Raw genomic sequence first — 12,853 nt, 5'->3', positions numbered from 1 at the left:
CTAATGCAATCGAACCAAAAATGTTTCCGGTTCGAATCGACGGCGAGCGGCTTGCCCAGCCGGACAGTCGTTGATAGGATCGGCCATCCCGAAACCAGACGCCCCATGCACGCGCATAGAAAGAACAGCCGGCCGACAGTCACCGTCACCCGTGGTCCCGCGTTCGTCCGCCAGGGCAACGAATGGGCTATCTACCAGCATCTGTTGTCGCTGGCGCCCGCCTCCAGCCCGCAACTCGCGCAGAGCACCGGGCTGTCCAAGGTGACGGTCTCGGCCGCGCTCGGCAATCTCGAACGGCTTGGAATCGTCGAACAAACTGGCGTGCGTGGCGGCAGCGCGGGACGCTCCCCGCGCCTTTACGCGCCCCGGGCGCGGGCCGGTTTCGTGGTGGCGATCGACATCGGCGCCGAATGGATACGGGGCGCGGTCGCCGATCTGACCGGGACGGTGGTGGCGCGGCTCGAAAAGCGCACCGCTGCGCGCGTGGAACGGCTGGTCGCTCGAATCGTCGAGCTCGTCGGCGCGATGCTCGAAGAACAGCACATTTCGAAGAGCGAGGTTCTGGCAACCGTGCTCGGCTCGCCAGGCGTGCTGGACGCGGAAAGCGACCGGCTGCGTCTCGCGCCGAACCTGCCGGATCTGGAGCGTGCCGGGTTGATTCCGTCACTGCGGGAAGCGCTCGATACCGACTTGCTGGTTGAGAACGACATCAACCTGGCCACACTGGGCGAACAGCAGCACGGCCTGGGGCGCGGCGTCGACAACTTCGTTTTTATGTGGGTCGGCACGGGCGTGGGGCTGGGGATCATCGCGGATGGCAGGCTGCATCGCGGCGCCCATGGCTTTGCCGGCGAGATTGCGGTGTTGCCCGCGGCTCCGGTGGTGGGCTCGAAGTCCGACGGCATCTACCGCCCGATGTTCGAGGTGTCCGCCGCCGCGAAGGGGATCGTCGCGCACGCGCAGCGGCTCGGCCTCGAGGTGGCCAATGCGGAAGCGGTGTTCGTGGCGGCCCACGCGGGCGATCCGCGCGCACTTGACTGCGTCGCGGAAGAAGCGCGGCAACTCTCGTGGGGGCTTGCGTCGATTATTCCTATTCTCGATCCGAAGCTGGTGGTGCTCGGCGGTGGGATTGGGCGAAGCGGCGCCCTGCTTCTCCCGACGATCCGGGCTCATCTCGCCGACTGGTTGCCGATTCCTGTGCCTGAGTTCGCCGTGTCCGCGACCGCCACCGACGCCGTGCTGCTGGGGGCGATTGTTTTAGGCGTCGAACGCGGCCGGCTTCGGGCGTTCGAGCGGTTGGGGTATGCGACTTCGTAGGGTGGCAAGGATTCCAGACTACCGAATATCCCCTGGTGGCGGGTTTAACCCCCGCCCATGAGATAGTCAGTCAGCCTGGAATTAAGCCAGGACTTAGGCCCGGCCGCCCTTCCCGGAAAGACCAGAAATCGCCTGCAATGCGACGACGCGCGCCTGCGCGAACACCATGCCTTTCCATGCGTCGTTGTCGCAATAGAAAACGTCTTTCAGGTCACGCCCGATCTGCTGCGCCTGGTCAGCAGCTGCATCCGGATGCCGATGCAGCCAATGGTCCGCGCGCAGCGCTTGCAAGACCCGCGACGTCTCATAGGTTCCGAATTCGAGGCCGAGCGTGGTCTTTTCGACTGTCGGGAATCCTTCGTAGACGGCATTCATCAACGGCCCGTCGATAACGGCAGACACTGAACGCGGATCGACAATCTGTTTGACATCCGCGCCCCACCAGTCACGCGCCCGCTGCAGTTCAGGCAGGTCGTCTCTCATGAAGATTTTCTCGCCGTGACCATGAGCGCCGAGACCGGTGTGGATATCCACCCACGCCAGACGATCGACGTTGGGCAAGTGCGCGCCGAGAATCGCATTGACCTCGCGTGTGCTCCAGCATCGCGAACCTCCGCCGTAGAACATGCCGTCAGGCACTTCGTATTGCCCCTTGGTCACGGTCTCGCGCAACTTGCGCTCGCCATGCTGCTGGATGTAGCTGGCAAGCGCGTCATTGTCGGCATCCGTCGGAGGCCACGTCCCGGGCAGGAGCAATGCGTCGAGCTCCCTGTAATCCGGGTTGGCGCCCTTAGCAGTGCTGAAATCAACGCAGTTGCGATTCAGGTCGACATTGTCTTCGTTCACTCTGCGCAGATGCGCAAACCCATAAGGATTGACAGCGTGAATGAGGAGCAGCGCGACCGCCTTATGCCGCAGTTCGCCCAGAAAATCGGTGTCGTTCAGCAAGCCGACCTGGCATCCCGATCCGCAAAAACCTTCCACGCCATGCGTTCCAGAGGTGATGACGAGCAGCGACCTGGCGTTGTCGGGCGCAAGCAGGGCTGAGTCGATCGAAAGCGCCTCGCCATCAGGCCCGAGCCTGTTTGGATGGAATGCCCGCCCAACAGTCATACCCAAAGCTTGAGATGCGCCAAGAAATTTTTCTCGCGCTTCGACGTAGGTGGCTGAAAAGTAATTTTGTACCGTCATCGCTCGACCTCTAACCGTTGCATGAAAGTGCCGGCGGCGTATTCCGGACACGCCGCCCGTAACCTATCAGTGATGCGTCTGAGTGTCCGCGAACGGATCGTCAGTCGCCGGCCACAACGGCCTGCCCGCCTTCGTATAGAGCCGGGTGGCAAAGTCTCTTTCGAGGGTGCCCGGCGCGTCGACATGAATGATGTCTTTGGCGAGCGGTGCAAAGCCCGCGTGGAAGTGATTCAGGGACTTCACAACAATGATCTTGAACTGACTCGGATCGAGTCCCAACGCGACCATGAATTCCGGGTGGAAGACCTGCGTTCGATGCGTGTTCAGAATCAGATTGACGTTGCCGATGCTGACCCATGCCGCGTCGCCGATACTGATGGGCACGAGGCCGAATCGCTGCGTGATGCCGGACGCGAGCCGGCGCACGGTCACGTCCAGATCCAGCGGCTGACCCGATGCGGCGCCGACTTTTCCTCCAACGCGCAGTTTCAGTCTTGCGCCTTCGCCCGCTTCCTGGCAGAAACGAACGGCAACCGGATCCCAGTACAGCGCGCTAATGACGTTATCGATGCCGCGCTCCAGGATTCTTTGCAGAATAAAAGTCGAATCCCCGGGTGCGCCACCGCCTGCGTTATCGGACACATCGGCTAGAACAATCGGGCCCTCGGCGGCCGCGCATGCGCGATCCAATGCTTCGTCTATCGATTGGAACACCGGCGTCAGAGCTGCGCGTTTGCTCCACAGTTCGTCGCCCAGTGCCGCGGCCACGGCGGCGGCCTGGTCATAGTCACCGTCGGCGATCACGAGCATTTTGGCGCCGACGTCCGCGACATCGCCCCATGGGAAGCCATGCACGAAAGACACGGAAAGAATGCCACCGGAGCCTTCCATCGCTTTGATTCTTTCGACGAACTCGCGCAGAGGCTGATCCTGCGTCCTGAAGATGCCCAGCATCCGGCAATCGAACATCGCCATCCGGGGCCTGACTTTACCGGCCACCGTGTCGGCGACGAGATTGAAGAGCTGGCCCGCACAAATTTCGATATCGACGTGCGGGTACTCCTTGTACGTCACGATTGCCGTCGCCTTATCGAGCATCAGCGGGGTGAGATGGGCGTGCAGATCAAGTTCCACCCCAATCGGCAGGTCCGGTCCGACAACATCCCGGATATGGCTGAGCAGATCGCCTTCAACGTCGTCGTAACCGTCGGCCACCATCGCGCCGTGCAGCGCGAGGATCACGAAGTCGACGGTGCCGGCTGCCTTCAGATCGGCCACGATCCTTTCCCGAAAGGCTTCGTACACCGCGCGGCTGGTAATGCCGCCCGGTTCCGCCACCGCGCACAGACTTTCCACTGCCGTCCAGCCTCGCGCATCGGCCATCTGCTTCCAGGTTGCAAGCTGGGCGGAGCAGCAGTTCAGTTGGCGCTGCGTGGCGTCTCCATAGGCGAGCAATAGCTGCTCGAAGCTTTGCAGCCCGGTTGGGATTGGCGAGAAGGTATTGGTTTCGGTGTCGAGCCCAGCCATGAAGAATTTCATTTTGTCTCTTTCGATCGCGAATTGTCATCAAGCGAGGGGGCGCCCTGCCGGTGCCTCCCATTGTACAGAACGATAAAAATATTTCCATTTAGGAAAATCACACCCCCTCCAACTACCTCACAAGCACGTGGCACGCGGCAAAAGTCGCCGGTCGCGACCGGGATGACGCGCTTTCCCAAGTTGTCCAGGACGGTTCAAATACCCATTTTTGAAAATCTTTTTCTTTTTAGGATAATTTTTGCTACCTTGTGCACGTGGCCCGGTACAAGAAGCGCTAAAGATCCGGCCGGTCCACGCCAGCCAGCTGAACCGAGACCATGGAATTCAAGGAGGAGACCCATCGTGGGTATAAAGACCAAGCAGAACAGGCCCCCGCGGGGAAAACACAACAACGGCTGCGTCGTCGTGCGGCCCGTGGGTGGGCGCTATGCCTCGATGCTCGTCGGACCCGCGGTGGGACTGACGGTACTGTGCGCCCATGCGCAAACGGCGCCCTCCATTCCAGCGCCGGCTTCCGCGCCGGTCGCCGCGAGCGCCGCCAACGCAGCGGCGCCGGCCAAACTGCAAACGCCCGCGAAGAGCGCTGCGGCAGGCAACGCCACCACCCTGAACACCGTCGAAATTACGGCGAACCGGCGCCGGGAACCGGCGCGTGAAGTGCCGATGCAGGTCAATGCGTTGAGCTCGGAAGAACTTCAACGCAAGGGCGACGCGTCGATGCGCGATTACCTGACGAAGGAGCCCGGTGTATCGCTTTCCTCGGTGGGAGCCGGCAATGCCCAGATCACGATGCGCGGGATTACGACCGGCACTGACATCTCGCCGACGGTCGGTGTCTACGTCGACGAAGTGCCGTTTGGCTCCAGCACGATCTATGGATCCGGTTCACAACTTTCACTGGACATGGGGCTGCTCGACCTCAACCACATCGAGTTGCTGCGAGGCCCGCAAGGCACGCTGTACGGCGCGGGTGCAATGGGCGGCCTGCTGAAATACGTGACAAACGAGCCGGACACCGAAGGCGGCATCACCGGTCACGCGGGCATCATGTTCTCGGGAACCGACCACGGCGGCCTCAACCATACCGAGAGCGCGGTGGTGAATGTGCCGATCAAGCAGGATGTCGCCGCCCTGCGAGTCAGCGCATTCAACCAGCAGGATGGCGGTTACGTGAACCGTATCGGCAGCGATCCGGAAAAGGGCGTGGACGGCGCCAGCACGCGCGGCGGCCGGGCATCCCTGACAGTCACGCCAACCAATGCCCTGACCGTGCGCCTGACCGCGACCACGCAGCAGATCAAGCGCGATGGCACGGCGGCCGTCGACTACAACTTCTACACGCGGCAACCCGTCTACGGCGACCTGACGCAGAACCGGCTGGTCGATGAACCATTCGACCAGATCATCGAACTCTATTCCGCGAACATCGAATACGACTTCGGGTGGGCACGCCTGAACGCCATTTCGGCCTATCAGACCATACGCTCCAGCCAGACCAGCGACGATTCGGCTGTCTATCCCGGCATCCTGAACGCCCAGTTCGGTGCGCCGCTGTTTCGTACGACTTCCGCGAATCTGGCGATCTCGACGGATAAGTTCACGCAGGAATTGCGCCTTACGTCCCCGGCGAATCGCAAGCTCGAGTGGATTGCAGGGCTCTTCTACACAAGCGAACGCAGCAACCAGAATCAGGCGCTCACCGCCACCGGGCCCACCACATCGCTCAATCTGCTCACGAATCAGTTTCCTTCGACCTACAAGGAATATGCAGCCTACGGCGATCTGACCTATCACTTCACCACCCGCTTGTCCGCAACTGCCGGTTTGCGGGTTGCCCACAACGATCAGACATTCAGCGCCATCGCGTCGGGCCCGCTTGCCGGATCGGGGAATCAGCCGGGCCAGTCGGCCGACACGAGCAAGACATATCTCTTCACACTCGGCTATCTGGTGACGCAGAACAGCAGCCTGTACGGGCGGATTGCAAGCGGCTACCGCCCGGGCGGTCCGCAGCCGAGCTATCACGACCCTGTTACCGGGCAGATGTCGCCGGGCACGTTCAATCCCGACACGCTGACCAGTTATGAAATTGGCTACAAGGCCGATTTCCTCGACAAGCGCGCGTCGTTATCCGTTTCGGCCTTCGATATTGAATGGAAGAACATCCAGCTCAATACCATCATCAACACCCTCGGTGTGGTCGCCAATGGCGGCAAGGCACGTTCACGGGGACTGGAGTTCTTCGGCACGCTGAATCCGACTCCGCAGTGGCATCTGGGCGCGGGCCTCACCTATCTCGACTCGCGGCTCACCCAGGACGTAGTGGGCATTGGAGCCATGTCGGGCGACCGCCTGCCCAATACGCCCGATCTCTCGGCCACGGTCAATGTCGACTATCTCTTCAACGTCGCCTCGTATCGCGCTTATGTGGGTGCGACCGAGGCATATATCGGCCAACGCAACTCGAACTTCCCCGGAAGCAAGACAGCGCCGAACTTCAGCATGCCAGGCTACTTCACGACGGACCTGCGTGCCGGTATCGATCTGCACAAGGCGAATGTCTCGCTCTTTGTGCATAACCTGTTCAACAGACGCGGCATGCAGGCAGCGGGCAGCTCCTTCGTGCCGCTCGGCGGACCGGCGTCGGTTATTTTTATCCAGCCGCTGACAGTCGGCATGCAGGTTGACGTGCCGTTCTAAAACGGATCATGGGCGCGGAGATTGCCGGTGTCTCCGCGGCGGCGCGGCCTGCATTGTCGGGTCGCGCCGTCATACCGCAGGGCGGTGCGCTCCGCCTCCAGCCACACGCGTTGCCCATTCGAGCCGGCGCTACTGAGATAGTCCATGTTTGAATCCAACGATTTGTTATCCGAACTAAGATCGCGGCAACCGCTGCTATGGCTCAACCCTGATGCCGGTTGCCCCTTGCCGGCGAACGCGCCCACCGCGGACCAGATCACAGAAGCCGAAAACCGGCTGGCGCGCTGCGAGCCGTTGATGGCGCAGCTGTTTCCCGAACTCCACGCGAGTGCGGGGAAGGTCGAGTCCGCTCTGGTACCTGCGGACCGTCTGCAATCCGCATTGACGGATCCGGGCAAGCCTCAAGGCACGTGGTTCATCAAGCGCGACGATGCGCTGCCGGTTGCAGGTTCCATCAAGGCGCGCGGCGGTTTTCACGAGGTGCTGGCTCTGGCCGAGTCGATCGCGATCGAACAGGGTCTCGTGGATGCCACCGGTGATCGCAGGCTTCTCGCGTCACCATCGGCACGGGCGCTATTTGCACAGCACACGGTCACGGTAGGCAGCACCGGCAATCTCGGCTTGAGTATCGGCGTGATGGCGGCGGCGTTGGGGTTCAAGGCGGTCGTGCACATGTCCACCGACGCGAAACTGTGGAAGAAGGAGCGCCTGAGGCAACGTGGCGTTCAGGTCGTCGAACACGAGGGCGACTATGCCCAGGCCGTGGCGGGCGGACGCGCGCAGGCGCTAGCCATGCCTCGCTGTCATTTCGTCGACGACGAAGGTTCGCTAATGCTGTTTCTCGGCTACGCGGCGGCTGCCCGCCATCTGGCGAAACAGCTTGCCGAAGCGGGCCGCCACGTCGACGCGGAGCATCCCCTCTTCGTCTACATCCCGTGCGGCGTCGGCGGTGCGCCGGGCGGCATCACCTACGGCCTGACCGCCCTGTTCGGCCCGCATGTGCATTGCTTCTTCGCGGAGCCCGTGGCTTCACCTTGCATGCTGGTTCAACTGGCGGCCGGTTGCGCCGAACCGGTGTCCGTGTATGACATCGGCCTCGACAATCGCACGGAGGCCGATGGCCTCGCAGTCGGTCAGGCATCCTATCTTGTGAGCCCGCTCATGGCCACGCAGGTCGCAGGCATATTCACGGTCAGCGACGACGACCTCTACACGCAGTTGCATGTGGTCAAGCGGACCATGAAGATCGAGCTCGAACCATCGGCCGTGGCGGGCGTCGGAGGTCCGGCGTGGTTGAGCGAGTCGGCCGCCGGTCGTGACTACCTGCGCGCTCACAATCTCGACCTGAGCACCGCAACGCACGTGATCTGGACAACGGGCGGATCATTGGTGCCGCCTGAGGAACATCGGCGTTTCCAGGCTCGCGCGAAAGCGCCGGGCGTCTCTCACGGCTAAGGGGCCGCTCCACTTTCGCGCCGCCCCCTTCAAGTATTCAGGCAATGCCCAGTGACGCGTCCGGTATGACACGGACGCGTTTCAGCCGCGCGCTCCCGTGCTCCGCCGCGCCACTGGGCGACTGCCTGTTGCGCTCAATTAAAAGCGAAGTCGATCGCGCGACCGAGCGCCGGCCAGGGCGCAAGCCCATGCCCCTGTTTGGCGAAGACCGCGTAGTCTTCAACCTGATAACCGTTCGAGCCGCGCAAGGCTTGCAATCTTGCGGTGAGATCGCGCGCGTTCCCGACCATGCGGTTGCTGCGAACGCGAGCGTCGAGTTCGGCCTGAGCCATAGCGAGTGCGGCCGGCACAGGGGTCGGCGTCTCCTCCTCGCTACCCATGGTCACGAGCACCCGTGGACTGACCGTGCCGGCGCTCACCGCCGCCGAAAATTTTTCCTCATTCGCCAGCACCGCTTTCTCGCTCCACCAGATCGACGGACTTGCTGCGATAAAGGTTCGAAAAGCGCCCGGTTCAACGAACAACGCGTGGAGAACGGCCAGACCGCCAAGCGAATGCCCGAAGATCGCCTGGTTCGAGCGGTCGATGGAGACCATCTCCGCGATGCGAGGCTTGACCTCCGTTTCGATCGTTGCAAGAAAATCGTCGAGACCGCCAACCCGTTCAGGAGTCAGATTGAATCCCGGTATCTGCTGCGTCGCAAGGACTTCGGCACTGACCGGCAAGCTGAGGTCGTACATTCGCTTCAACCCGAAGGCGTAGGACATCGACGTCAGTTCATTCAATCCCGGCAACGGCCCAAGCGGCTCAATGGCCTTCTTGATGAAAGCAGGGTCGTTGGGATAGCCGATACCCACGACAACCACATCATGCACATTGGCGCGCACAGCTTCTGTCGCGCTCGCGAAATAGGCGTGCGCATCGAGCACATAGAGTACCCGGTAGCCGCGTTCGGGTGCCGGCAGCAACGGCAACGCCACGCTGATCGAATATTCATGGCCATTGACCCCGGAAACAAAATCGATTTTCCGGGTATTGGGGATCGAAACAGGCTGAACTTGCGTCATACGCTTCATCTACCTCAATGATTGGTTAGGGTCTGCACAACGCAGACGCCGTCGTGCTGGGAAACAAAAGTGACGGGCTCTGGTCCCGTCACTGGCATTCATGATTTCTTGTACGTTCCTGATGCGAGCCGATGCTGGTCAGCGTTCAGCCGCTCTGTTTGCGCTCGAACGAAAGATTCCTGGTGCGCGGCAAATTGATCTGGAATCCGATCATTCGGCCGCCCTGCTTCGAGAAACTGAACGCGGCGGACCAACCCATCATGGAAGGCGCGAGACAGGCAAGCGTCTCGCCCAGACAGATCAGCTCGCTTTCGGCTTGCCCGTAGGCGTCGCCGCAGCGAAGCACAATGCGTTCACCCTCCCGGGCGATAATGGCTGTGCAGTCGGCGTCGGCGCTGTAGTACTGGCCCGTGACCGCTTCGACGAAAGCTTCAACGTCGGCGGTGTCTCTGCTGACCTTTCGATAGACTGCGGATTGTCCGCCGAACCGGATCGTCAACTCGCCGCCCCGAATTGCATCGTCCAGCCCAAGCTCAACCTCGCCCATGCCTATGGCAGGCAAGATAGCCCGCCCGTCGGGCGCGTGCCGCAACGGCACCCCTTGCGATACGCCGCACATCGACAGCTTCAGCACGCCCTCTTCGTCGACCAACCCATAGATCATGCCAGTGTCCGCAGACCACCAGTCGCCAAGCAGATCCTTGTAGTCGGCCGCGGCGATCGTCGGCGTGCGGTCTCCCAGGTGCCCGGCGAGGATGAGATCGAGTGCCTGCTCGGCCAGTTTCACCGGACTGCACCCAGGCGCACCATTGGCCATGATCACAATGTCGAGCCCGTGGTCGGGCGCCGTGAGCATCTGGCTCGACGCGCCGATCACGCCGCCGGAGTGATGCACGACACGCACGCCTCGATAGGGCTCGACCACCAGACCCAGCGCATACGCGCCGACGGTTCCGTCCGGAAAGGGCACCAGCTCGGTCAGCGCGGTCCAGGTGGCGGGCGAGCCGAATCGGTCTCGGGTTCGGAGATGTTCGGTCCAGCGCAACATGTCGTCGATCGTCGAGACGATGGCGCCCGCGCCGCGGTTCTCTTCCGAAGGAAACAGGCCGCGCCGCCAGCCGCCGCCAGGCGCCGGCGTATGCATCGTCGCAATGCCAGGCGTGATGCTGTAATCGCTTGGGATCGAGTCGGTATCGAACATCCCCAACGGATCGAACAAACGCTCTTTTAGCTGCGCCTCGAACGACGAACCGCCCGCTCTTTCGATCGCGATCGAAACGAGGTGATAGCCGCCGTTGTTGTAAAGCATCGTCTCACCAGGCGCGAAGTTGCGGCCCTTCTGACGAACCTGTGTGGCGAGTCCGGTCCCGACTGGCGGCACGGCCAATCCACGGCATAGAAGACCAATGTCTATAAAGCAGCGCGAGCCGCCGCGATGCAGAAGGAGTTGCCGGACCGTAGGCTCGCCGCCCGGGCCGGTGAGTTCGGGAATGTAGTTTCGGATCGGCGCGTCGAGATCGAGCTTGCCATCTTCGACCAGCAGCAAGGTCAGCAGAGCGGTGAAGTGCTTGCTGATCGAGGCAATCCGCATGCGCGTGCCAGGCGTGTTGGCCACGGCATGCTCCAGGCTGGCGAGCCCGAAGCCGCGCCGGTACAGCAGCTTGCCGTGCTGCGCAATGCCCACCACCAGACCCGGCGCATCGCCGCGATTGAAGGGCGCGAAAATACCGTCAAGGGCACTGCTGACATCCGCGTTCAACTCTGGACCTACCATTAGCGCTTCTCCACAGATTGGCCGCCGTAGCGGCGCGATTGCATGCAATATATGGCTATATATTCCGGTTCAGGAATTCTTCCAGAACGGGTATTAATGCACTCGGACGTTGCCTCACACGAACAGGGACTCAGTCTGCGTGCCTGCGCTCGAACGAGAGATTCCGCGTTCGCCCCGAGTTGATCTGAAATCCACTCACTCGGCCGCCTTGCTTCGAAAAACTCAACGCGCAGGACCAGCCTGAGAGAGACGGTGCAGTAGAGGCAAGCGTCTCGCCCAGACAAATCAGTTCGCTCTCGGTTTGTCCGTATGCATCGCCGCAGCGAAGCACGATGCGTTCGCCGTCGCGGGCGATAACGGCTGTGCAGTCGGCGTCGGCGCTGTAGTACCGCCCCGTGACCGCTTCGGCGAAGGCTTCAGTACTCGCGATATCCTTCGCGACCCTTCGATAGACGGCGGATTGGCCGCCGAACCTGACTGTCAGCCCATCGCCGCGCACGGCTTCGTCCAGCCCGATTTCGACATCGCCCATGCCCGCGCCGACGCCCCGTGCAAGCACTCGGCCGTCAAGTCCGTGCTCCAGCGGAAACCCCTTCGGACTGCTGCACAGCGACAGCTTCAGCACACCCTCTTCGTCGACGAGGCCATAGATCATGCCGTTGTCCGCAGACCACCAGTCGCCAAGCAAGTCCTTGTAGTCGGCCGCCGGGATCGTAGGTGTTCGCTCACCCAGATGTTCGGCGAGAATGAGATCGAGCGCCTGCTCGGCCAGCTTCACCGGATAGCACGCGGGCGCGCCATTGGCCATGATCACGATGTCGAGCCCGTGGTCGGGCGCCGTGAGCATCTGGCTCGAACCGCCGACCACGCCGCCGGCGTGGTGCACGATTCGCACGCCCCGATAAGACTGGACCATCAAACCCAGTGCATAAGCGCCGACGGTTCCGTCCGGAAAGGGGGCTAGCTCGGTCAGCGCGGCCCAGGTTGCGGGCGAGCCGAACCGATCTCGCGTACGGAGATGCTCGGTCCAGCGCAGCATGTCGTCGACCGTCGAAACAATGGCGCCCTCACCGCGGTTCTCCTCCGAAGGAAACAGGCCACGCCGCCAGCCGCCGCCAGGCGCCGGCGTGTGCATCGTCGCAATGCCAGGCGTGATGCTGTAGTCGCTTGGGATCGAGTCGGTATCGACCATCTCCAAAGGATCGAACAGGCGCTCTTTCAACTGCGCCTCGAACGACGCGCCGCCCACCCTTTCGATCGCAATCGACACCAGGTGATAGCCGCCGTTGTTGTAGATCATCATGTCGCCGGGCGCGAAATTACGCCCCGTCTGGCGAACCTGTGTGGCCAGCGCGGTGCCCAGCGGGGCAATCGCCAGCCCGCGGCACAGAAAGCCAATGTCCAGATAACAGCGCGAACCGCCGCGATGCATCAGGAGTTGCCGGACTGTGGGCTCGCCGCCCGGGCCGGTGAGTTCGGGAATGTAGCTTCGGATCGGCGCGTCGAGATCGAGCTTGCCGTCCTCGACCAGCAATAGCGCCAACAGACTGGCGAAGTGCTTGCTGATCGAGCCGATCCGCAGGCGTGTGCCCGGCGTGTTGGCCACGGCATGCTCCAGGCTGGCGAGCCCGAAGCCGCGCCCGTACAGCAGCTTGCCGTGCTGCGCAATGCCCACCACCAGGCCCGGCGCATCGCCGCGGTTGAAAGGCGCGAAAATACCGTCAAGGGCACCGACATCCACGTTCAACGCTTGAACCACCATCACGCCTCTCCACAAGACATAGCGCCATCGAGGCGCAACAGTTAGTAG

At 62.2% G+C, this 12,853-nt stretch carries 8 protein-coding genes; 3 read left to right on the top strand and 5 right to left on the bottom strand.

Annotated features, from left to right (window positions below):
* The first annotated feature begins 105 nt into the window (after positions 1-105).
* Positions 106-1,317, top strand: coding sequence for an ROK family transcriptional regulator (locus tag BCY88_RS27445; RefSeq protein WP_183081467.1), 1,212 nt, complete (start codon positions 106-108; stop codon positions 1,315-1,317).
* Positions 1,318-1,410: 93 nt separating this feature from the next.
* On the opposite strand, the gene BCY88_RS27440 is transcribed toward BCY88_RS27445, so the two are convergent.
* Both BCY88_RS27440 and BCY88_RS27435 read right to left on the bottom strand, forming a co-directional pair.
* Positions 1,411-2,508 carry a M14 family metallopeptidase gene (locus BCY88_RS27440; RefSeq protein WP_120347299.1) on the bottom strand — a complete coding sequence of 366 codons (1,098 nt, stop codon included), beginning with the start codon at positions 2,506-2,508 and terminating at the stop codon, positions 1,411-1,413.
* A gap of 66 nt (positions 2,509-2,574) precedes the next feature.
* Positions 2,575-4,047: a M81 family metallopeptidase gene (locus BCY88_RS27435; protein WP_120347298.1), complete on the bottom strand. Its 1,473-nt coding sequence runs from the start codon at positions 4,045-4,047 to the stop codon at positions 2,575-2,577.
* 342 nt (positions 4,048-4,389) lie between these two features.
* Between BCY88_RS27435 and BCY88_RS27430 the strand changes: the two genes are divergently transcribed.
* The gene (locus BCY88_RS27430; protein ID WP_259461529.1) at positions 4,390-6,747 is read left to right on the top strand and encodes a TonB-dependent receptor; all 2,358 of its coding nucleotides are present in this window, start codon (positions 4,390-4,392) and stop codon (positions 6,745-6,747) included.
* A 144-nt stretch (positions 6,748-6,891) separates the two neighbouring features.
* Positions 6,892-8,202: a D-serine ammonia-lyase gene (locus tag BCY88_RS27425; protein ID WP_120347296.1), complete on the top strand. Its 1,311-nt coding sequence runs from the start codon at positions 6,892-6,894 to the stop codon at positions 8,200-8,202.
* Positions 8,203-8,336: 134 nt separating this feature from the next.
* Here the strand turns inward: BCY88_RS27425 and BCY88_RS27420 are convergent, their stop codons facing one another.
* The 3 genes from BCY88_RS27420 to BCY88_RS27410 form a co-directional block, all read right to left on the bottom strand.
* Positions 8,337-9,269 carry an alpha/beta hydrolase gene (locus tag BCY88_RS27420; RefSeq protein WP_183081466.1) on the bottom strand — a complete coding sequence of 311 codons (933 nt, stop codon included), beginning with the start codon at positions 9,267-9,269 and terminating at the stop codon, positions 8,337-8,339.
* 145 nt (positions 9,270-9,414) lie between these two features.
* On the bottom strand, positions 9,415-11,043 hold the full coding sequence (locus tag BCY88_RS27415) for a serine hydrolase domain-containing protein (RefSeq protein WP_120347294.1): 1,629 nt from the start codon (positions 11,041-11,043) through the stop codon (positions 9,415-9,417).
* A gap of 130 nt (positions 11,044-11,173) precedes the next feature.
* Entirely contained in the window at positions 11,174-12,805 is a 1,632-nt protein-coding gene (locus BCY88_RS27410; protein ID WP_120347293.1) for a serine hydrolase domain-containing protein, read from the bottom strand.
* Positions 12,806-12,853: the final 48 nt, after the last annotated feature.

Origin of the sequence: Paraburkholderia fungorum, assembly GCF_003610895.1 — a bacterium.
Taxonomy (GTDB): Bacteria; Pseudomonadota; Gammaproteobacteria; order Burkholderiales; family Burkholderiaceae; genus Paraburkholderia; species Paraburkholderia fungorum_B.
This window is presented reverse-complemented; position numbering and strand designations above follow the sequence as displayed.

Excerpts from the sequence above, each read along its gene's own strand:
- BCY88_RS27440 (WP_120347299.1), bottom strand. The coding sequence starts at position 2,508 with ATGACGGTACAAAATTACTTTTCAGCCACCTACGTCGAAGCGCGAGAA.
- BCY88_RS27415 (WP_120347294.1), bottom strand. The coding sequence starts at position 11,043 with ATGGTAGGTCCAGAGTTGAACGCGGATGTCAGCAGTGCCCTTGACGGT.
- BCY88_RS27410 (WP_120347293.1), bottom strand. The coding sequence starts at position 12,805 with ATGGTGGTTCAAGCGTTGAACGTGGATGTCGGTGCCCTTGACGGTATT.
- BCY88_RS27425 (WP_120347296.1), top strand. The coding sequence starts at position 6,892 with ATGTTTGAATCCAACGATTTGTTATCCGAACTAAGATCGCGGCAACCG.
- BCY88_RS27435 (WP_120347298.1), bottom strand. The coding sequence starts at position 4,047 with ATGAAATTCTTCATGGCTGGGCTCGACACCGAAACCAATACCTTCTCG.
- BCY88_RS27420 (WP_183081466.1), bottom strand. The coding sequence starts at position 9,269 with ATGACGCAAGTTCAGCCTGTTTCGATCCCCAATACCCGGAAAATCGAT.
- BCY88_RS27445 (WP_183081467.1), top strand. The coding sequence starts at position 106 with ATGCACGCGCATAGAAAGAACAGCCGGCCGACAGTCACCGTCACCCGT.